The organism is Aquipseudomonas guryensis (assembly GCF_014164785.1).
GTDB classification, from domain to species: Bacteria; Pseudomonadota; Gammaproteobacteria; order Pseudomonadales; family Pseudomonadaceae; genus Aquipseudomonas; species Aquipseudomonas guryensis.
Genome location: NZ_JACJFN010000001.1, coordinates 1,370,791 through 1,390,362, shown reverse-complemented (window position 1 = coordinate 1,390,362; position 19,572 = coordinate 1,370,791). Strand labels below are relative to the sequence as shown.

Here is a 19,572-nt window from a genome sequence, read left to right as displayed (position 1 = left end):
CAGAGGAGTTGCCTGTGGAGAAATTGCTGGTCAGCCGCTGCCTGCTCGGCCACAAGGTGCGCTACGACGGCGGCGCCCATGGTCCGTTCGACCTGCTGCAGCGCTGGCAGGAAGAAGGCCGCATCGTCGCCCTGTGCCCGGAAGTGGCCGGCGGCCTGCCCACTCCACGGCCACCGGCGGAAATTCCCGGCGGCCAGGGCGCCCAGGTGCTCGACGGCAGCCAACCGGTGCTGACCAACCGGGGCGAAGACGTTACCGCAGCCTTCGTCGCTGGTGCCGAGATCGCCCTACAGCTGGTTCGCCAGCATGGCTTGAGGGTGGCCGTGCTCAAGGCGCGCAGCCCATCCTGCGGCAACACGCACAACTACGACGGCAGCTTCAGCGGCACGCTGATCGAGGGCGAAGGCGTCACCGCCGCCCTGCTGCGCCGCGCCGGGGTCAGGGTGTTCAATGAGAGCCAACTGGCTGAGGCGGCTGCCGAGCTGGCGCGCCTGGAGCAGTGCAGCTGATCGGCTCGCGCCACGGAACCCATCGCCTCACCTAAGGTCAGTGCTGGACACCCCCGAAAGGAACCTGCCATGACCGCTCTCCACCCGCTCGCCCTCGCCACCCTGTTCTGCATCAGCCCACTCGCCGCCCTGGCGGAAATGCCGCGCACAGCAGCCCCGGCTGGCGCCGAGGTGTACTTCATCGAGCCGGCCGACGGCGCCACGGTCGGCCAGACCTTCACCGTCAAGTTCGGCCTCAAGGGCATGGGCGTCGCCCCGGCCGGGGTCGACCTGCCAGCCACCGGCCATCACCACCTGCTGGTGGACGGCACGCAGCTGCCGGCGATGGACATGCCATTGCCGACCACCGACCAGGTCCGCCACTTCGGCAAGGGCCAGACCGAAACCGAGGTGACCCTGCCGCCGGGCAAGCACAGCCTGCAGCTGCTGGTCGGCGACAAGAACCATGTGCCGCTCGATCCGCCGGTGATCTCCAAGAAGATCGAGATCACGGTGGAATAAACGGACGGAAACGAAAAAGGGAGGCCGAAGCCTCCCTTTTTCTTGCAACGCGCGACTCTTAGAACAGAACGCGGCTGCGGATGGTACCTGTGACGTGCTGCAGCTTTTCCAGGGCCAGGTCGGAGTACTCGGCGTCGACGTCGATCACCACGTAGCCGACCTTCTCGTTGGTCTGCAGGAACTGGCCGGAGATGTTGATGCCGTTGTCGGCGAACACCTTGTTGATCTCGCTCATCACGCCCGGCACGTTCTCGTGGATGTGCAGCAGACGGTGCTTGCCCGGGTGCGCCGGCAGGGCCACTTCGGGGAAGTTGACCGACGAAACCGAGGTACCGTTGTCGCTGTACTTGACCAGTTTCTCGGCCACTTCCAGACCGATGTTGGCCTGGGCTTCGGCAGTGGAACCACCGATGTGCGGGGTCAGGATCACGCGATCCAGGCCACGCAGCGGGCTCTCGAACTCTTCGTCGTTGGACTTCGGCTCGACCGGGAACACGTCGATGGCGGCGCCGATCAGGTGCTCGTCCTTGATCGCTTCAGCCAGCGCTTCCAGCACCACCACGGTGCCACGGGCAGCATTGATCAGGATGCCGCCCTTCTTCATGGCGCGGATTTCCTTCTCGCCGATCATCCACTGGGTGGACGGCAGCTCCGGCACATGCAGGGAAACGATGTCGGCCATGCCCAGCAGCTCGTGCAGGTTGCCGACCTGGGTGGCGTTGCCCAGCGGCAGCTTGGTCACGGTGTCATAGAAGAACACCTGCATGCCCAGCGCTTCGGCCAGCACGGAAAGCTGGGTGCCGATCGAACCGTAACCGACGATACCCAGCTTCTTGCCACGGATTTCGAAGGAGTTGGCCGCCGACTTGATCCAGCCACCGCGGTGGCAGGAGGCGTTCTTCTCCGGAATGCCGCGCAGCAGCAGGATGGCCTGGGCCAGTACCAGCTCGGCCACCGAGCGGGTGTTGGAGAACGGCGCGTTGAATACGGCGATGCCGCGCTCGCGGGCCGCGTTCAGGTCGACCTGGTTGGTGCCGATGCAGAAGCAACCCACAGCGACCAGGCGCTTGGCGCAGTCGAAGACCTCGGCGGTCAGCTGGGTACGCGAGCGGATGCCGATGAAATGGGCGTCGGCGATCTTTTCTTTCAGCTCGTCGTCGGACAACGCGCCTTTGAGGTACTCGATGTTGCTGTAGCCGGCGGCCTTCAGGGTGTCGACGGCATTCTGGTGCACGCCTTCCAGCAGAAGGAACTTGATCTTGCTCTTGTCGAGAGAGGTCTTGCTCATCGGAGTACCTGTTGTCCCACGAATAGTGTCAGGAGAAGCGTCAGCAGCGTTGCTGACCGGGCCCGCAGATCGGCGCGGGGGCACGATTCACGGGGGGCGTATGCTAGCATACGAGCCCCGCGAAAGACCCACCCCTGGCCGATGAAGCGTGCTCAGGGTGACCATGAATTGTTTGAGAGTTCCCCAGATGACCAATCCTGCCCTGATTGAAGCGCTGAAGACCCTGGTCGAGCCCGGCAAGGTGCTCACCGACGCCGACTCCCTCAATGCCTACGGCAAGGACTGGACCAAACATTTCGCCCCGGCGCCCTGCGCCATTGTCTTCCCCAAGACCACCGAGCAGGTACAGGCCATCGTCCGCTGGGCCAATGAGCACAAGGTCGCCCTGGTCCCGTCGGGCGGCCGTACTGGCCTGTCCGCTGCCGCCGTCGCAGCCAATGGCGAAGTGGTGGTGGCCTTCGACTACATGAACCAGATCGTCGAGTTCAACGAATTCGACCGCACCGTGGTCTGCCAGCCGGGCGTGGTGACCAAGCAGCTGCAGATGTTCGCCGAAGACAAGGGCCTGTACTACCCGGTGGACTTCGCCTCCGCCGGTTCCAGCCAGCTTGGCGGCAATATCGGCACCAATGCCGGCGGGATCAAGGTCATTCGCTACGGCATGACCCGTAACTGGGTAGCCGGCCTGAAAGTCGTCACCGGCACCGGCGAGCTGCTGGAGCTGAACAAGGACCTGATCAAGAACGCTACCGGCTACGACATGCGCCAGCTGTTCATCGGCGCCGAAGGCACCCTGGGTTTCGTGGTGGAAGCCACCATGCGCCTGGAACGTGCGCCGAAGAACCTCACCGCGATGGTCCTCGGCACCCCGGACTTCGACTCGATCATGCCGGTGCTGCATGCCTTCCAGAACAAGCTCGACCTGACCGCCTTCGAGTTCTTCTCGGACAAGGCCCTGGCCAAGATCATGGCCCGCGGCGACGTGCCGCCGGCGTTCGACACCGACTGCCCGTTCTATGCCCTGCTGGAATTCGAGGCCAGCACCGAGGAAGTCGCCGAGCAGGCCCTGGCCACCTTCGAGCATTGCGTCGAGCAGGGTTGGGTGCTGGACGGCGTGATGAGCCAGAGCGAGCAGCAACTGCAGAACCTGTGGAAGCTGCGCGAGTACATCTCCGAGACCATCAGCCACTGGACGCCGTACAAGAACGACATCTCGGTCACTGTCGGCAAGGTCCCGGCCTTCCTGCACGATATCGACCGTATCGTCGGGGAAAACTACCCGGACTTCGAAGTCATCTGGTTCGGCCACATCGGCGACGGCAATCTGCACCTGAACATCCTCAAGCCGGAGAACCTGTCCAAGGACGAGTTCTTCGCCAAGTGCGCCATCGTCAACAAGTGGGTGTTCGAGACCGTGCAGAAGTACAACGGCTCGATCAGCGCCGAGCACGGCGTCGGCATGACCAAGCGCGATTACCTGCATTACAGCCGCTCGGAAGCCGAGATCGGCTACATGAAGGCGATCAAGGCGGTGTTTGATCCCAACGGAATCATGAACCCCGGCAAAATCTTCCCGGTTTAAAGCTGCTGCGGGTTTCGCGCGCCATGCTTCGTTGGTGCTCGAAACCCTCGTTCGTGACGCTTCACAGGCATCTATTCGGAGAAAAGCGGATGAGCTACCAGCACCAGTACACCGACGGCACGCCGATTCACTTCCCGCTGGGCAAGGTGGTCTGCGTCGGGCGCAACTACGCCGAGCATGCTGCCGAACTGAACAACCCGATCCCCAGCGAGCCGCTGCTGTTCATCAAGCCAGGCAGCTGCACCGTGGCGCTCAACGACAGCTTCGCCATTCCTCAGGATCGCGGCGTGGTGCACTACGAGGCGGAAATCGCCGTGCTGATCGGCAAGCCGCTGTCGAAGAAACCCTCGGTAGAAGAAGTGCGCGACGCCATTTCCGGCTTCGCCCCGGCGCTCGACCTGACCCTGCGCGACGTGCAGGCCAAGCTCAAGGAGAAGGGCCTGCCGTGGGAGCTGGCCAAGGCCTTCGATGGCGCCTATGTGCTGGCGCCGTTCGTCGCCGGGGATGCCTACCCGGATCTGGCCGATATCGGCATCCGCCTGTCGATCAATGGCGAGCTGCGCCAGGACGGCAACAGTAACGCCATGCTCAACCCGATCATCGGCCTGATCCAGCACATCGCAGGGCACTTCAGCCTGCAACCGGGCGACGTGATCTCCACCGGCACCCCGGCCGGCGTCGGCCCGCTGGCCAGTGGCGACCAGCTGGAAATCGCCCTGAGCGGGCACGCCGCCTTCACCACACGCGTGCTTTGAAACCCCGCACCGGCCCTGCCGGTGCAGCCAGGTGAAAGCGCACGGACAGGGTTTTCACCTGTGTTTCACAGAACTTTCACCGCCGCCGCGTAGTCTCAGGGACTCGATCCAGCCGAGCAGTCCCCGATGCAGTTCCTCGCCCTTCCCCGCCGCCCCTGGCTGTCACTGGCCCTAGCCGGCAGCCTGGCCGCCGCCGTGGCCGCCATCAACTTCCTGCACTGGGATGACCGCACCCTGCTCTGGTTCAAGGAGCACAACCTGCCCAGCGCCGAGCGCGCCGCCAGCATCTGGCTGCCCGGCTACCGCGCCACCCTGCAGGGCAAGGCACTGGCCGGCCTGGAAGCCGGCGAAACCTCGGACCTGGCCTACAACCCGGTCACCGGCACCCTGTTCACCGTCACCGGTAAGCAACCCACGCTGGTGGAAATCAGCCGCGAGGGCGAGGTGCTGCGACGCATCACCCTCAAGGGCTTCTCCAACCCGGAAGGTGTCGCCGTGCTGGAAAACGGCAACGTCGCGGTGATCGACGAGCGTCGGCGCAACCTGTCGATCTTCGAACTGAACCCGCTGACCCGCGAACTCGACCTGGCCGACGGCAAGCCGTTCGACCTCGGCTACCCGGACGCCGGCAACAAGGGTTTCGAAGGCATCGCCTGGGACCCGACCCAGCAGCGCTTGCTGCTGGGTAAGGAACGCAACCCGATTGCCATGTTCAGCCTGGCCAGCAATGGCGAACAGCTGCTGTCCTCGGCCCTGCGCCCGCTGCCCGACTACGGTCTGGGCATGCGCAACCTCTCCGCCCTCAGCGTCGATCCGCAGACCGGGCACATACTGGCGCTGTCGGCGCAGTCCAACCTGCTGCTGGAATTGGACGAACACGGCCAGGCGCTCAGCTTCATCAGCCTGCTGGGCGGCATGAACGGTCTGGACAAACGCATCCCGCGCGCCGAGGGGGTGGCCATGGACGAGGACGGCACCATCTATATGGTCAGCGAGCCCAACCTGTTCTACGTGTTCAACAAGAATGGCGAAGCCAAGGCCGACAAAGGCTGAGCCGCATCCAGAAAAACGACGCCCCGCAATTTGCGGGGCGTCGTCGTTTCCGGGGGCGCGTAGTTTTACCGATCAGTTTGCAGTCACGCTGTCGAAGCCCTGCAGCACGTTGATCGCATTGATGCCGATCTCTTCCACCGCATAGCCGCCTTCCATGACGAACAGGGCCTGCACGCCGAGCTTGCCGATCACCTCGCCCATGCGCAGGTAGTCCGGGCTGTCGAGTTTGAACTGCGAGATCGGGTCTTCCTTGAAGGTGTCCACGCCCAGCGACACGATCAGCACATCCGGCGCGTAGGCGGCGATCTGCCGGCAGGCGGCGGCGAGCGCCAGGCTCCACACGGCCCAGTCGCTGCCGGCGGCAAGCGGGTAGTTGCAGTTGAAGCCCTGGCCAACCCCCACACCCTTCTCGTCGGCATAACCGAGGAAGAACGGGTATTCGAAGCGCGGGTCGCCGTGGATTGAGGCGAACAGCACATCGGCGCGGTCGTAGAAGATGTCCTGGGTGCCGTTACCGTGGTGGTAGTCCACGTCGAGGATGGCCACCCGCGCGGCGCCCTGGTCCAGGCAGGCCTGGGCGGCGATGGCGGCGTTGTTCAGGTAGCAGTAGCCGCCCATGTAGTCGGCAGCGGCGTGGTGACCCGGCGGCCGGCACAGCGAAAACACTCCGCGCGCGCCCTTGGCCAGCTCGGCCTGGCCGGTCAGCGCGACGTTGGCCGAGGTGCTGATGGCCTGCCAGCTGCCGGCGGTGATCGGCACACCGGCGTCGAAGCTGTAGTAGCCGAGCTTGCCGTCGATGCAGTCCGGAATGGTCTGGCGCAGGCGTCGATTGGGCCAGGTGAAGGGCAGCATGTCGTGGCTGCGACCGAGGGCCGACCACTCGCTCCAGGCATTGCGCAAAAAGTGCACGAAACCTTCGTCATGCACCCGCAGCACCGGCTCCAGGCCAAACTCGCGTGGCGTGGCCACGTCACCCAGCTGCACCGCCTGGGCACGCGCCAGGACCATGTCGGCACGGCTGGGCTTCTCGAAACAGGGGGTAAGCTGGCCATCGATCAGCTCGTATTTGCCGTGGTGCAGATGATGGTCGTCGCTGTAGATCGTCAGCATGCGGGGCTCCCCGGACTCCGGCGGAGCCCGTCATAGGCAGAAAGTCAGGGAGAGCGGCAGATACGCCCCCCTCCCCGGTCAAGTCGGTCACGGTGCGAGCAAGGAGACCTCGTAAAGCGCCTGCATAGCGCAGCCCCCAGAGCGCCGAACGCGATACTCAGGGCTGCGATAGACATCGCTCAAATCACCCAAAAAACTCACAACCAATTGTTTTTATTGATCTTTATAAGAAAACCAAAGCCGCCAGCGGCTTTCGACTGATTCTCTCAGCGGCCAGGGACAGGCAGAACGATAGTTCCGGTCAGAAGGGGATAATTGCGGCCAAGTTGCCCCGCAGGCGTTCGAGCAGACGGCATTCCCGGATTACATCCGGGCTATGCAGGCGTCGATTTCAGCGGCGGAAGTCGCTCGGCGCCAGGCCGCTCCAACGCTGGAAGGCGTGGCGGAAGCTGGCCGCTTCGCTATAGCCGAGCTGTTCGGCGATCAGGTAGATCGGCAGGTCGGTCTGCTGCAGCAGCTGACGCGCCTTGTCGTAGCGCACCTCGTCGAGCAGGTGCTGGAAGCTGGTGTTGAGCTGCTGCAAGTGTCGGCGCAGGGTACGCGCGGAACGATGCAGGCGGCCCGCCACCTGCTCCAGGCTGGCGCAACCGGCCAGGTCGCCATTGAGTTGCTGGCGGATCAGCTCGCACAGATCCTGGCGGCTATGGAACTGGGTTTCCAGCTGCAGACACTGCTGCAGGCCGTGCTGATGGCTGACCGGATCGGCCAGCGGCAAGGGTCGTTCGAGCAGCGCCGGGTTGAAGCACAGGGCATTGCTGCCGGCGCCGAATTCCACCGGGCAACCCAGCTTCTCGCCATAGCTGGCGCCATGTGGCGGGCTGCGATAGGCCAGCAGCAGCCGGCGCGGGCGCACCGACTCGCCGAGCAGATCCTGCACCACGGTGAGCAGCGAGGCCAGGCACAGTTCGGTGTTGAACAGCGCCATTTCCGGGGCATAGCGGTAGCCGGCTGCAGTCAGCCGGACTTCATCATCGGTCGCCAGCAGATTGAGCTGGAAGTAGGTGCCGAGCAGCGCCGGGTGGGCGATGGCCAGGCGCAACGCCTCGCCCAGGGTACGGCTGGCGAGCATGGTGTAGCCGAGGATGCCGTAGGCCGACACATGCATGCGCTTGCCCAGGCTCAGGCCCAGCGCCGGGTCACGGTTGTAGGCACAGGCATTGGCCAGCACTCGCAGTTCCTGGGCATGGCTGATCAGGCGCGCCGGGTTGTCCAGCTCGCTGGCGCTGATGCCACTGCCGTCCAGCACCTGTTCGGCCGCGACGCCGTTATGGCCGAGGGTCTGCACCGCCAGCGCCACGGTGTGCAGGGTGGTGAGCACGCGTTGTTCGGGTAACACTGACATGCCTGCGGGTTCCATGCCGGTAGACTTCGGTAACTCTCTTTAAGCTTGGCTTCAGCTCCACTGTGGTATTCATGCTGGCCCCTGATCAACAAGGTGACCCCATGCGACGCCTGACCCAAGCCCGCTTCTTCGTGCCGGCGCTACTGCTGGCCGCTCTGCTGCTCGCTGCAGTGGCCGCCCAGCAATTTCGCCTGTTCGAAAGAGGCTGGTTTGTGGTGCAAGAATGGCGCCATACCGCCGAGTGGCGCGACAAGTCGATCTGGTTGCCGGACTATGTCGCCACCCTGCAGGCACAACCGATCGCCGGCCTGGACGACGATGTCTCGGCACTGACCTACGATCCGGATCGCCACAGCCTGTTCACCGTCACCAATCAGAAGCCGCGCATCGTCGAGCTGTCGCTGGATGGAAAAATCCTGCGCCAGGTGCCACTGGTTGGCTTCGGCGACCCGGAGGCCATCGAGTACATCAGCCCCGGCCTGTATGTGATCACCGATGAGCGCCTGCAGCGCCTGGTCAAGGTGCGCCTGACCGAGGCCACGCTCTTTATCGATGCCGCCGATGCCCAACAGCTGTCCCTCGGCATCGGCCTCAATGGCAACAAGGGTTTCGAGGGGCTGGCCTACGACAGCCGGGGCCAGCGCCTGTTCGTCGCCAAGGAGCGCGACCCGGTGAGCATCTACGAGATCCATGGTTTCCCCCACACCAACCCGGACAAGCCGTTTGCCGTGCATGTGGTGGATGACCCGAAGCGCGATGCACGGCTGTTCGTGCGTGACCTGTCCAGCCTGCAATACGACGAGCGCACTAACCATTTGCTGGCGCTTTCCGACGAGTCGCGCCTGGTGCTGGAGCTGAATGCCGACGGCAAGCCAATCAGCGGCCTGTCCCTGCTCGGTGGCCAGCAGGGTCTGGACAAAGGCGTGCCGCAGGCCGAGGGGCTGGCAATGGACAACGAGGGCACTCTGTACCTGGTTAGCGAGCCGAACCTGTTCTACGTGTTCAAGAAAAAGGCCGGGGAATAACCCCGGCCTGGTTCATTGCGTCAAAGCAATCAACTCTCGTCCTGCAGCGTCGCTCCCGACGCATTGTTCTTCACCGAATCGGTGCCGGCCTTGGCACTGGCCTCGCTGGCGTACATCTGGCTCTGGCCGACTACCTGGCCATTGCTGGCCTTGAGCACGAAGTGGAACTTGCCGCCGGTGGCGGCCTTGACCTCGAAGGCGCCTTCGCGCTGGGCGTTCTTGCGCACCGACTCGATGCCGTCAAGGGCCGACTGCTTGGCCTTGTACTGCTCGCTGCTGAGGATGATCTCGCCGTTGCCGGCGTGCAGATTGAAGTGGAACTGACCATTGCTGGCGGTCTTCAGAACGAACTTGCTAGCCATACGCTGACTCCTGTCGTGGGGAAGTCCGCTAAGCCTAGACGTTGTTGCGCAAGGTGCGCCGTGCGCACCGCCGGCACGTGGCTGGACCGTAACGTCTCCTTGAAAAACAGCGACCTACATCCACAGCTACCACGGCCATGACGATAAAAAACCGGCCTGGGCCGGTTTCTTCTACGCAGGCATTGAGCCGGGCGTCAGGCGTTTTTCAGCGTCTTCACACCTTCGGCAGTACCAAGTAGCAGCAGATCGGCCGGGCGCGCGGCGAACAGCCCGTTGGTGACCACGCCGACGATGGCGTTGATCTCGCGTTCGAGGGTCACCGGGTCGGTGATGCTCATGTTGAACACGTCAAGGATGATATTGCCGTTATCGGTGACCACGCCCTCGCGGTACACCGGGTCGCCGCCCAGTTTGACCAGCTGGCGCGCCACATGGCTGCGGGCCATGGGAATCACTTCCACCGGCAGCGGGAAATTGCCCAGTACCGGCACCAGCTTGCTGGCGTCGGCGATGCAGATGAAGGTCTTAGCCACCGCCGCGACAATCTTCTCGCGGGTCAGCGCGGCGCCGCCGCCCTTGATCAGGTTGAGGTGCTCGTCGCTCTCGTCGGCGCCGTCGATGTAGAACTCCAGCTCGCTGACGCTGTTCAGGTCGTACACCGGGATGCCATGGCCCTTGAGGCGCGCGGCGGTGGCTTCGGAGCTGGCCACGGCGCCGTCGAAGGCCATCTTGTGCTGGGCCAGGGCGTCGATGAAGCAGTTGGCGGTGGAGCCGGTGCCGACGCCGATCACGCTCTTGCTGTCGAGAAAGGGAAGGATATGGTCGACGGCGGCCTGGGCCACGGCCTGCTTGAGCTGATCCTGGGTCATCACGGGGTCTGCGCCTGGGGAATACGGGAAGGGTCGAATTATAGCCTCGTCACTCCTGCCGGCGGCTGCGTTTTATCGCCACGCCCTACTGTTCTGGGCTTTTCGCCGGTGGCCGCCGGTCTGAGCGCTGGGGTAGACTCCGGAATCCGTGAAAAGCCCGCCAGTGAAGCCGTGATGCTCGAACAGTACGTCAAGAAGATCCTCACCTCGCGCGTCTATGACGTCGCCGTGGAAACCCCGCTGCAACCTGCCCGCCAGCTTTCCGAGCGCACCGGCAACCAGATTCTGCTCAAGCGCGAAGACCTGCAGCCGGTGTACTCGTTCAAGATTCGCGGCGCCTACAACAAGCTGGCGCACCTCACGGCCGAGCAGCTGGCCTGTGGCGTGGTCACCGCCTCGGCCGGCAACCACGCCCAGGGCCTGGCTCTGGCTGCCAAGCACATGGGGGTCAAGGCCACCATCGTGATGCCCAAGACCACCCCGGAGATCAAGGTCAATGGCGTGCGCTCGCGCGGCGGCAAGGTGGTGCTGCACGGCGACAGCTTTCCCGAGGCCCTGGCCTATTCGCTGAAACTGGTGGAAGAAAAGGGCTACGTCTATGTGCACCCCTACGACGACCCGGACACCATCGCCGGACAGGGCACCGTGGCCATGGAGATCCTACGTCAGCAGCCGGGCCAGCTGGACGCCATCTTCGTGCCCTGCGGTGGCGGCGGACTGATCGCCGGCATCGCCGCCTACGTCAAATACCTGCGCCCGGAGATCAAGATCATCGGCGTCGAGCCGGACGACTCCAACTGCCTGCAGGCCGCCATGGCGGCTGGCGAGCGCGTGGTGCTGCCGAGCGTCGGGCTGTTCGCCGATGGCGTGGCGGTGGCGCAGATCGGCCAGCACACCTTCGAGGTCTGCAAGGACTATGTCGACGAGGTGATCACCGTCAGCACCGACGAGATCTGCGCGGCGATCAAGGACATCTACGACGACACCCGCTCGATCACCGAACCGGCCGGCGCCCTCAGCGTCGCCGGGATCAAGAAGTACGTCGAACGCGAAGGCTGCACGAATCAGGTGCTGGTCGGCATCGATTCGGGTGCCAACGTCAACTTCGACCGACTGCGCCATGTCGCCGAACGCGCCGAGCTGGGCGAGAAGCGCGAAGCGATCATCGCGGTGACCATCCCCGAGCAGCCGGGCAGCTTCAAGACCTTCTGCGAGGCGATCGGCAAACGCCAGATCACCGAGTTCAACTACCGCTACCACAGCGACGGCGAGGCGCACATCTTCGTCGGCGTGCAGACCCACCCGGAGAGCGACCCGCGCGCAGCCCTGGTGCAGGGCCTGCGCGACCAGGGCTTCCCGGTGCTGGACCTGACCGACAACGAACTGGCCAAGCTGCATATCCGCCACATGGTCGGCGGTCATGCGGCGGCGGTGCCGGACGAATGCGTGTTCCGCTTCGAGTTCCCGGAGCGCCCGGGCGCGCTGTTCAACTTCCTCAACAAGCTCGGCGGGCGCTGGAACATCAGCATGTTCCACTACCGCAACCACGGCGCCGCCGACGGCCGCGTGCTGGCCGCCCTGCAAGTGCCGGTGAGCGAACGCCCGTTGATCCCGGCCACCCTGGACGCCATCGGCTACCCCTACTGGGACGAGAGCGACAACCCAGCCTACAAGCTGTTCCTCGGCAAATAACTCGAATACAGGACATCCGTGATGGAACACTACCAACTGCTGAAATACGCCCACCTGATTCCGGCCGTGCTGATCCTGGCTGGCTTCATTGCCCACTGCTTCATGCTGTGGAAAGCCAACAAGGGCGGCGATGCCGCCGTGCTGACGCGCAAGCTGCGCGTCACTCGCCTCTACAGCCTGCCGGCCCTCGGCGTGCTGGCTCTGAGCCTGCCGATCAGCGGCTGGTGGTTGGTGCACACGGTCGGCCTGCCACTGGGCGCCAGCTGGCTGCTGTACAGCGCCATCCTGTTCGCCCTGCTGATGCTCTTCGGCCTGCTCCTGCACGGCCGCCTGGGCGCTTGGCAGGCCGCCGTCGGCGGCGCAGTGCCGGTCAAGCTGCTGCGCTTCGTCATTGCCTATGGCGTGCTGGTGCTGGTTCTGCTGCTGGCGATCTTCGCCCTGATGGGGGCCAAGCCGGCCTGATGCGCATTCTGCTGGTAGGCGCCACCGGCTTTATCGGGCGCCATCTGCTCGACGCCCTGACTCAAGCCGGGCACCAGATCGTGGCGACCAGCCGACAGGTTGTCGAGCGACCGCTACCCGGCGTCGAGTGGCAACGCCTGGATCTGCGCGAGCTAGCTGACGAACCAACAAGCTTCACCTGGCCAGCCGCTATCGACTTGCTGATCAATGCCGCCGGCGAACTGTCCAGCGACGTGGCTGGCATGTGTCGGTTGCAGACCGCAGGCACGTGCGCCCTGTTCGATCTGGCCAGCCAGCATGGCGCGCGCGTGCTGCAGATTTCTGCCCTCGGTGCAGGCGCGCAGGCCGATGTACCTTTCCTCGCCAGCAAGGCACGAGCCGACGACTATCTGCTGCAACTCGGTCAATCCTCCGTGGTGCTGCGCCCGTCGCTGGTTCTGGGCCCAGGTGGAACCAGCAGTGCCTGGTGGCAACGCCTGTCACCCTGGCCAGTGATACCTCTGCTGGACAACCGCGCGCAGCTGCAGCCGTTACATGTCGATGACCTCTGCAGCGCCGTGCTGGCACTGCTGCGTAACTGGCCCGTGCAGTCGAGCGTGCTACCGCTGGTTGGCCCGCAGGCCATGACCCAGGGACAATTGCTCGACCAGTTAAGGCACGCCCAGGGTTGGCCAGCCGCACGTTACTGGGTACTGCCGGCAGCAGTGTCCCGACTGGGCGCCGCTCTCGGCGAGCGCATGGGCTGGGCAGCACTGAACCCACAGACCTGGCGCCTGGCGCAACGCGACAATTTGGCCAATGCCGATACCCTGGCCAGCACCTGTGGCTTCCGCTGCGCGCCTCTGAGCAGTCGCCTGCACGCCTGGCCACAAGCAGCACAGAGCTGCGCCATGGCCTTGCACCCCCTGGTGCTGGCGGTGTTGTTGCTGATCTGGCTTGGTACTGCGTTGGTGTGCCTGGGCCCCGGTTTCGACTGGGGTCTGCGCATCATGGCCGAAGCGGGCATCACCGGCTGGCCAGGCAAGCTGGCCGTCATCAGCGGAGCCCTGCTCGACGCCTTCCTGGGTTTCGGCCTACTGCTGCGGCGCTGGCGGCAGCCCATACTGCGCGCCCAGATCGGGCTGATGCTGGCCTACAGCCTGATCATCAGCCTGTGGTTACCACACTACTGGTTTGATCCTTATATGGCCGTCGGCAAGAATTTCGCCGTGCTACTGCTCAGCCTCTGGCTGCTGTGGCTGTCCCCTTCACCTGACAAGAGACACGGATGAGCCTGTACCTGCTGCTCAAGACCCTGCATATCCTCTCCGCCACCCTGCTGTTTGGTACCGGCCTGGGCTCTGCCTATTACGCCCTGCGCGCCTGGCGCAGCGGTGAGCTGCAGGTGATCGCCACGACCTTCCGCCACCTGGTCACCGCCGACTGGCTGTTCATTGCTACCAGTGCGGTATTCCAGCCACTCAGCGGCCTGGCCCTGGCGAAGATCGCGGGCTGGCCGCTGAGCCAGTTCTGGCTGTTGTGGAGCGCGGGCTTGTTCGTCTTTGCCGGGCTGTGCTGGCTGCCGGTGCTGTGGCTGCAGATCCGTGTGCGCAATATGGCCGTCCAAGCCCTGCGCGATGGTACGCCGCTGCCGGAACTGGCTAACCGCTATATGCGCACCTGGTTCGTGCTGGGCTGGCCGGCGTTCCTGGCGTTTATCGCGATTTTCTGGCTGATGGTGGCCAAGCCGCTGTAAACGCCAAAACGCAGAACCTGTTTACGATCTTCTGGATTAGAGTCAGACAAGGCGCAACGACCAACGAGAGTAACAGCCGCAGGCTAGCCCGAAGGGTGAACGCCAGCGAATCAAACGGCCGAGGAAGCGGAGTTTACGAGCTGTAAATGAGCATTCCGAGGCCGCTTTTAACGCAGTCTGGCCGACAGCCAGGAGATCGTAGGCAGGTTCTCAGCGCAAGCTGAGCACCGGCCAACCCCGCTCGCTGGCGATGGCGCGCAGGGTGTCGTCCGGATCCACCGCTACCGGGTGGGCCACCTGCTCCAGCAGCGGCAGGTCGTTGCGCGAGTCGCTGTAGAAGTAGCTGTCGTCGAGACTATGGCCGGTCTCTTTTAGCCATTCGCCGAGACGCACCACCTTGCCGCCCTGGTAGCACGGAACCCCGGTGATCTGCCCGGTGTAGCGGCCATCCTGCATGCCGCATTCGGTGGCCAGCAGGGTGTCGACGCCCAGGCGCGCAGCGATCGGCGCGGTGACGAAACGGTTGGTCGCAGTGATGATCACCAGCTTGTCGCCGACCGCGCGGTGCTGCGCCAGCAGCGCCTCACCCTTGGCCAGGATGATCGGCTCGATCACCTCGCGCATGAATTCGGCGTGCCACTGCGCCAGTTGTGCCATCTCGGTACGGCCGAGAATCGCCTGGCTGAAGTTCTGATAGGCCACCACATCCAGCTTGCCGGCGCAGTAGTCGGCATAGAAGGCATCGTTGCGCGCCTGGTACGCCACGGCGTCGACCAGGCCGCGCTGGCAGAGGAATTCACCCCAACTGTGGTCGCTGTCGCCGGCGAGCAGGGTGTTGTCGAGGTCGAAAAGGGCAAGGCGCACGTCGTTTCACCTGAATCTGGATAGCCGAAAAGGGCGCCAGAATAGCCGCTTTTGCCTCCAGTGCCCATTCGCCGAGCCCCGCGTTTGCTGCGCCCGCGGCCTTTGTGGAACAATGCGGACATATGCGTTTTTAAGGTGTTATGTCGTGATCGATTCCGATGGTTTTCGCCCCAATGTCGGCATCATCCTGACCAATGATGTTGGCCAGGTGCTCTGGGCACGGCGGATCAACCAGGATGCCTGGCAGTTCCCGCAAGGCGGGATCAATCCGCAGGAGTCGCCGGAGCAGGCGCTGTACCGGGAACTGAATGAAGAAGTCGGTCTCGAAGAGCAGGATGTGAAGATTCTCGCCTGCACCCGGGGCTGGTTGCGTTATCGTCTGCCGCAGCGCCTGGTGCGCACGCACAGCCAGCCGCTGTGCATCGGCCAGAAGCAAAAGTGGTTTCTCCTGCGCCTGACCGGCGACGAGAACCGGGTACGCATGGATCTGACCGGCAAGCCGGAGTTCGACGGCTGGCGCTGGGTCAGCTACTGGTACCCGCTGGGTCAGGTCGTCACGTTCAAGCGCGAAGTCTATCGGCGCGCCCTCAAGGAATTAGCCCCGCGCCTGCTGGCGCGCGACTGACGGAAAGCAAGCATGCTCAACACGCTGCGCAAGATCGTCCAGGAAGTGAACGCCGCCAAGGATCTCAAGGCGGCGCTGACGATTATTGTGCAGCGGGTGAAAGAGGCCATGGGCAGCCAGGTCTGCTCGGTTTACCTGCTTGACCCGGAGTCAAACCGCTTCGTGCTGATGGCCACCGACGGCCTCAACAAGCGCTCCATCGGCAAGGTCAGCATGGCGCCCAACGAGGGCCTGGTCGGCCTGGTGGGGACCCGCGAGGAGCCGCTCAACCTCGAAAACGCCGCCGATCACCCGCGCTACCGCTACTTCGCCGAGACCGGTGAGGAGCGCTACGCCTCCTTCCTCGGCGCACCGATCATTCACCACCGCCGGGTAATGGGCGTTTTGGTGGTGCAGCAAAAGGAGCGCCGCCAGTTCGACGAGGGCGAAGAAGCCTTCCTGGTCACCATGAGCGCCCAGCTCGCCGGGGTTATCGCCCATGCCGAAGCCACCGGTTCGATCCGCGGCCTGGGCAAGCAGGGCAAAGGCATCCAGGAAGCCCGCTTCGTTGGTGTACCGGGAGCGCCGGGGGCCGCCGTGGGTACCGCGGTGGTGGTGCTGCCACCAGCCGACCTGGACGTGGTGCCGGACAAGGCCGTCGCTGATATCGAGGCCGAGCTCAAGCTGTTCAACAATGCCCTGGTCGGCGTGCGTGCCGACATGCACTCCCTGTCGGCCAAGCTCGCCACCCAGCTGCGCAAGGAAGAACGCGCGCTGTTCGACGTCTACCTGATGATGCTCGAAGACGCCGCCCTCGGCAGCGAAGTGACCACCATCATCAAGACCGGCCAGTGGGCCCAGGGCGCCCTGCGCCAGGTGGTCAACGAGCACGTCAACCGCTTCGAACTGATGGACGATGCCTACCTGCGCGAGCGCGCTGCGGATGTGCGCGACCTCGGCCGCCGCCTGCTCGCCTACCTGCAGGAAGAGCGCAAGCAGAGCCTGGTGTACCAGGACAACACCATTCTGGTCAGCGAGGAGCTGTCGCCAGCGATGCTCGGCGAAGTGCCGGAAGGCAAGCTGGTCGGCCTGATCTCGGTACAGGGCTCGGGCAACTCGCATGTGGCCATTCTTGCCCGTGCCATGGGTATTCCCACGGTCATGGGCGTGGTCGACCTGCCCTACTCCAAGGTCGACGGCATCCAGCTGATCGTCGACGGTTACCACGGTGAAGTCTTCACCAACCCCAGCGAGCTGCTGCGCAAGCAATATGCCGAAGTGGTCGAGGAGGAGCGCCAGCTGGCCCAGGGCCTCGATGCCCTGCGTGAACTACCGTGCGAAACCCTCGACGGCCAGCGCATGCCGCTGTGGGTCAACACCGGCCTGCTGGCCGATGTAAAACGCGCCCAGGAGCGCGGCGCCGAAGGCGTCGGCCTGTACCGCACGGAAGTGCCGTTCATGAATGGCGAGCGTTTCCCCAGCGAGAAGGAACAACTGGCCACCTACCGCGAGCAGTTGGCCGCCTTCCATCCGTTGCCGGTGACCATGCGCACCCTGGATATCGGCGGCGACAAGGCGCTGAGCTACTTCCCGATCAAGGAAGACAACCCCTTCCTTGGCTGGCGCGGCATCCGCATCACCCTCGACCACCCGGAAATCTTCCTGGTTCAGATTCGCGCCATGCTCAAGGCCAGCGAAGGGCTGAACAACCTGCGCATCCTGCTGCCGATGATTTCCGGCATTCAGGAGCTGGAAGAGGCCCTGCACCTGATCCACCGCGCCTGGGGCGAAGTGCGCGACGAAGGCGTCGATGTCCCGCTGCCGCCGGTCGGCGTGATGATCGAAATTCCCGCCGCGGTCTATCAGGTACGCGACCTGGCGCGTCAGGTCGACTTCCTCTCGGTCGGCTCGAATGACCTGACCCAGTATCTGCTGGCCGTCGACCGCAACAACCCGCGGGTCGCCGATCTCTACGACTTCCTCCACCCGGCGGTGCTGCACGCGCTGACCCTGGTGATCGCCGGAGCCCATGCCGAAGGCAAGCCGGTGAGCATCTGCGGCGAGATGGCTGGCGACCCGGCGGCAGCTGTATTGCTGCTGGCGATGGGCTTCGACAGCCTGTCGATGAACGCCACCAACCTGCCGAAAGTGAAATGGCTGCTGCGCCAGATCAGCATGAGCAAGGCCAGCGAGATCCTCGACCAGCTGCTGCGCATGGACAACCCGCAGGTGATCCACAGTACCCTGCACCTGGCCTTGCGCAACCTCGGCCTGGGCCGGGTGATCAATCCGGCGGCGACCATCCAAAGCTGATCCGCCGCGCTCCGAACAAGGACAGTTCATGCGCCCCTTCCTGTTTCTCCTGGCACTCGCTGCACTGCCAGCCAGCGCTAGCGAAATCGTCAATGACGTCACCGGCCTCAATCCGATCGAGGTCGAGCGCGTGCTCGCCCCCATCGAGCTACAACAGATCATCGACGCGGTGCGCCAGCATGACGGGCCGATCAGCATCGCTGGCGGGCGCTACAGCATGGGCGGACAGACCGCCAGCGCCGGCGCGCTGCAGCTGGACATGCGCGACTTCGACGAAGTGCTGGGGTTCTCCGCCGAGCGCCGGGAGATCCGCGTGCAGACCGGTATCAGCTGGCGCGAGATCCTCGAGTACATCGACCCTTACGACCTGTCGCCGCAGATCATGCAGTCCTACGCCAACTTCAGCGTCGGCGGCTCGCTGTCGGTCAACGTGCATGGCCGCTATGTCGGCGAAGGACCGCTGGTGGGCTCGGTGCGCGCCCTGCGCCTGGTACTGGCCGATGGCAGCCTGGTCGAGGCCAGCCCGAGCCATAACCACGAGCTGTTCTACGGCGCCATCGGCGGCTATGGCGGCCTCGGCGTGATAGTCGAGGCTACCCTCGGCCTGGCCGAAAACAGCCGCATCGCCCGCGAGAGCCGGGTCATGCCGCTGGCCGAGTACCGTCCCTGGTTCCAGCGCGAAGTGCAGGGCCAGGCGGATCTGGTGCTGCACAACGGCATCCTCTATCCGGACGATTTCGACACGGTGCGCGCGGTGTCCTACCGGCGCAGCGAGCAGCCGCTGAGCGAGACTGCGCGCCTGACGCCAAGCGACCGCAGTTACCGCCTGCAGCAGACGGGTATCCGCCTGAGCGGCAGCGGCGAGGCCGGGATCAAGCTGCGCGAGGCCGCCATCGACCCGCTGCTATTCCGTGGCGCCAAGGTGCAGTGGCGCAACCACGAGGCCAGCCTGGATGTACGCGAGCTGCAGCCGCTTTCCGGACCTGACTTCAGCTATGTGCTGCAGGAGTACTTCGTGCCGCCGGCGCAGTTGGAGCGCTTCGTTGGCGAGCTGGCGCGACTGACCGACGAGCACCAGGCCAACCTGCTCAATGTCTCGATCCGCCACGCCAAGGCCGATCCCGGCACCCTGCTGGCCTGGGCTCCGGAGGAAGTTTTCGCCCTGGTGCTGTACTACCGCCAGGGCACCTCCACTGCAGAACGCGAACGCGCCGCCGCCTGGACCCGCGCCCTGATCGATGCCGCCCTGGCCTGCGGCGGGCGCTACTACCTGCCCTACCAGATCCACGCCAGCCGCGAGCAGTTCCTTGCCGCCTACCCACGCGCGCCCGAGCTTTTCGCCCTCAAGCAGCGGTTTGACCCCGGCTACAAGTTCCGCAATGCACTGTGGGATGCCTACTACCCAGCCACCAGCCCCTGAACAACGCATGCAGAAAAGCAAAAGGG

General features: G+C 64.4%; 19 protein-coding genes. 13 read left to right on the top strand and 6 right to left on the bottom strand.

Translation table 11 applies throughout. The features are described 5' to 3' along the window. The first annotated feature begins 14 nt into the window (after positions 1–14). Together H3H45_RS06320 and H3H45_RS06315 are read left to right on the top strand one after the other, a co-directional pair. Entirely contained in the window at positions 15–509 is a 495-nt protein-coding gene (locus H3H45_RS06320; protein ID WP_182832857.1) for a DUF523 domain-containing protein, read from the top strand. 69 nt (positions 510–578) lie between these two features. Continuing rightward, positions 579–1,010 carry a DUF4399 domain-containing protein gene (locus H3H45_RS06315; protein ID WP_182832856.1) on the top strand — a complete coding sequence of 144 codons (432 nt, stop codon included), beginning with the start codon at positions 579–581 and terminating at the stop codon, positions 1,008–1,010. A 58-nt stretch (positions 1,011–1,068) separates the two neighbouring features. On the opposite strand, the gene serA is transcribed toward H3H45_RS06315, so the two are convergent. After that, on the bottom strand, positions 1,069–2,298 hold the full coding sequence (gene serA, locus H3H45_RS06310) for a phosphoglycerate dehydrogenase (protein WP_182832855.1): 1,230 nt from the start codon (positions 2,296–2,298) through the stop codon (positions 1,069–1,071). Between the two features lie 187 nt (positions 2,299–2,485). Between serA and H3H45_RS06305 the strand changes: the two genes are divergently transcribed. The 3 genes from H3H45_RS06305 (at position 2,486) to H3H45_RS06295 (ending at position 5,688) form a co-directional block, all read left to right on the top strand. After that, entirely contained in the window at positions 2,486–3,880 is a 1,395-nt protein-coding gene (locus H3H45_RS06305) for an FAD-binding oxidoreductase (RefSeq protein WP_182832854.1), read from the top strand. An 89-nt stretch (positions 3,881–3,969) separates the two neighbouring features. After that, positions 3,970–4,635, top strand: a complete 666-nt coding sequence (locus H3H45_RS06300) for a fumarylacetoacetate hydrolase family protein (protein WP_182832853.1) — start codon at positions 3,970–3,972, stop codon at positions 4,633–4,635. Between the two features lie 126 nt (positions 4,636–4,761). Next, positions 4,762–5,688 (top strand): SdiA-regulated domain-containing protein, encoded by a 927-nt coding sequence (locus H3H45_RS06295; RefSeq protein WP_182832852.1) that lies wholly within the window; start codon positions 4,762–4,764, stop codon positions 5,686–5,688. Positions 5,689–5,760: 72 nt separating this feature from the next. Here the strand turns inward: H3H45_RS06295 and H3H45_RS06290 are convergent, their stop codons facing one another. Together H3H45_RS06290 and H3H45_RS06285 are read right to left on the bottom strand one after the other, a co-directional pair. Next, entirely contained in the window at positions 5,761–6,798 is a 1,038-nt protein-coding gene (locus tag H3H45_RS06290) for a histone deacetylase family protein (RefSeq protein ID WP_182832851.1), read from the bottom strand. Positions 6,799–7,189: 391 nt separating this feature from the next. Then, positions 7,190–8,200, bottom strand: a complete 1,011-nt coding sequence (locus H3H45_RS06285; RefSeq protein ID WP_182832850.1) for an AraC family transcriptional regulator — start codon at positions 8,198–8,200, stop codon at positions 7,190–7,192. A 101-nt stretch (positions 8,201–8,301) separates the two neighbouring features. Between H3H45_RS06285 and H3H45_RS06280 the strand changes: the two genes are divergently transcribed. Next, positions 8,302–9,225, top strand: coding sequence for an SdiA-regulated domain-containing protein (locus tag H3H45_RS06280; RefSeq protein ID WP_182832849.1), 924 nt, complete (start codon positions 8,302–8,304; stop codon positions 9,223–9,225). Between the two features lie 29 nt (positions 9,226–9,254). Here the strand turns inward: H3H45_RS06280 and H3H45_RS06275 are convergent, their stop codons facing one another. Both H3H45_RS06275 and rpiA read right to left on the bottom strand, forming a co-directional pair. Then, positions 9,255–9,587, bottom strand: coding sequence for a YegP family protein (locus H3H45_RS06275; RefSeq protein ID WP_182832848.1), 333 nt, complete (start codon positions 9,585–9,587; stop codon positions 9,255–9,257). A 194-nt stretch (positions 9,588–9,781) separates the two neighbouring features. Next, positions 9,782–10,456: a ribose-5-phosphate isomerase RpiA gene (gene rpiA / locus H3H45_RS06270; protein ID WP_182833139.1), complete on the bottom strand. Its 675-nt coding sequence runs from the start codon at positions 10,454–10,456 to the stop codon at positions 9,782–9,784. A gap of 144 nt (positions 10,457–10,600) precedes the next feature. On the opposite strand from rpiA, the gene ilvA reads away from it, so the two are divergent. From ilvA to H3H45_RS06250, 4 genes are read left to right on the top strand one after another with little or no spacing between them, the layout of a single operon-like run. Continuing rightward, positions 10,601–12,148 (top strand): threonine ammonia-lyase, biosynthetic, encoded by a 1,548-nt coding sequence (gene ilvA, locus H3H45_RS06265; protein ID WP_328822276.1) that lies wholly within the window; start codon positions 10,601–10,603, stop codon positions 12,146–12,148. 21 nt (positions 12,149–12,169) lie between these two features. Further along, entirely contained in the window at positions 12,170–12,610 is a 441-nt protein-coding gene (locus H3H45_RS06260; RefSeq protein WP_182832846.1) for a DUF2269 family protein, read from the top strand. Further along, on the top strand, positions 12,610–13,881 hold the full coding sequence (locus tag H3H45_RS06255; protein WP_182832845.1) for an SDR family oxidoreductase: 1,272 nt from the start codon (positions 12,610–12,612) through the stop codon (positions 13,879–13,881). The genes H3H45_RS06260 and H3H45_RS06255 overlap by 1 nt, the downstream gene beginning before the upstream one ends. After that, on the top strand, positions 13,878–14,345 hold the full coding sequence (locus tag H3H45_RS06250; protein WP_182832844.1) for a DUF2269 family protein: 468 nt from the start codon (positions 13,878–13,880) through the stop codon (positions 14,343–14,345). Before H3H45_RS06255 ends, H3H45_RS06250 begins: the two co-directional genes overlap by 4 nt. A 210-nt stretch (positions 14,346–14,555) precedes the next feature. On the opposite strand, the gene H3H45_RS06245 is transcribed toward H3H45_RS06250, so the two are convergent. Then, positions 14,556–15,209, bottom strand: coding sequence for a histidinol-phosphatase (locus tag H3H45_RS06245; protein WP_182832843.1), 654 nt, complete (start codon positions 15,207–15,209; stop codon positions 14,556–14,558). Between the two features lie 145 nt (positions 15,210–15,354). On the opposite strand from H3H45_RS06245, the gene H3H45_RS06240 reads away from it, so the two are divergent. Genes H3H45_RS06240 through H3H45_RS06230 form a run of 3 tightly spaced genes read left to right on the top strand, consistent with a single transcriptional unit; the run spans position 15,355 to position 19,546 of the window. Beyond that, a complete protein-coding gene (locus H3H45_RS06240; protein ID WP_173211207.1) occupies positions 15,355–15,834 on the top strand; it encodes an RNA pyrophosphohydrolase in 480 nt (159 codons plus the stop codon). Positions 15,835–15,846: 12 nt separating this feature from the next. Beyond that, positions 15,847–18,126: a phosphoenolpyruvate--protein phosphotransferase gene (ptsP, locus tag H3H45_RS06235; protein WP_182832842.1), complete on the top strand. Its 2,280-nt coding sequence runs from the start codon at positions 15,847–15,849 to the stop codon at positions 18,124–18,126. 28 nt (positions 18,127–18,154) lie between these two features. Beyond that, positions 18,155–19,546, top strand: a complete 1,392-nt coding sequence (locus tag H3H45_RS06230) for an FAD-binding protein (RefSeq protein ID WP_182832841.1) — start codon at positions 18,155–18,157, stop codon at positions 19,544–19,546. Positions 19,547–19,572 lie beyond the last annotated feature (26 nt).

Excerpts from the sequence above, each read along its gene's own strand:
- ptsP (WP_182832842.1), top strand. The coding sequence starts at position 15,847 with ATGCTCAACACGCTGCGCAAGATCGTCCAGGAAGTGAACGCCGCCAAG.
- serA (WP_182832855.1), bottom strand. The coding sequence starts at position 2,298 with ATGAGCAAGACCTCTCTCGACAAGAGCAAGATCAAGTTCCTTCTGCTG.
- rpiA (WP_182833139.1), bottom strand. The coding sequence starts at position 10,456 with ATGACCCAGGATCAGCTCAAGCAGGCCGTGGCCCAGGCCGCCGTCGAC.
- H3H45_RS06255 (WP_182832845.1), top strand. The coding sequence starts at position 12,610 with ATGCGCATTCTGCTGGTAGGCGCCACCGGCTTTATCGGGCGCCATCTG.
- H3H45_RS06230 (WP_182832841.1), top strand. The coding sequence starts at position 18,155 with ATGCGCCCCTTCCTGTTTCTCCTGGCACTCGCTGCACTGCCAGCCAGC.
- H3H45_RS06295 (WP_182832852.1), top strand. The coding sequence starts at position 4,762 with ATGCAGTTCCTCGCCCTTCCCCGCCGCCCCTGGCTGTCACTGGCCCTA.
- H3H45_RS06300 (WP_182832853.1), top strand. The coding sequence starts at position 3,970 with ATGAGCTACCAGCACCAGTACACCGACGGCACGCCGATTCACTTCCCG.
- H3H45_RS06280 (WP_182832849.1), top strand. The coding sequence starts at position 8,302 with ATGCGACGCCTGACCCAAGCCCGCTTCTTCGTGCCGGCGCTACTGCTG.
- H3H45_RS06315 (WP_182832856.1), top strand. The coding sequence starts at position 579 with ATGACCGCTCTCCACCCGCTCGCCCTCGCCACCCTGTTCTGCATCAGC.
- H3H45_RS06290 (WP_182832851.1), bottom strand. The coding sequence starts at position 6,798 with ATGCTGACGATCTACAGCGACGACCATCATCTGCACCACGGCAAATAC.
- H3H45_RS06305 (WP_182832854.1), top strand. The coding sequence starts at position 2,486 with ATGACCAATCCTGCCCTGATTGAAGCGCTGAAGACCCTGGTCGAGCCC.
- H3H45_RS06285 (WP_182832850.1), bottom strand. The coding sequence starts at position 8,200 with ATGTCAGTGTTACCCGAACAACGCGTGCTCACCACCCTGCACACCGTG.
- H3H45_RS06275 (WP_182832848.1), bottom strand. The coding sequence starts at position 9,587 with ATGGCTAGCAAGTTCGTTCTGAAGACCGCCAGCAATGGTCAGTTCCAC.
- H3H45_RS06250 (WP_182832844.1), top strand. The coding sequence starts at position 13,878 with ATGAGCCTGTACCTGCTGCTCAAGACCCTGCATATCCTCTCCGCCACC.
- H3H45_RS06260 (WP_182832846.1), top strand. The coding sequence starts at position 12,170 with ATGGAACACTACCAACTGCTGAAATACGCCCACCTGATTCCGGCCGTG.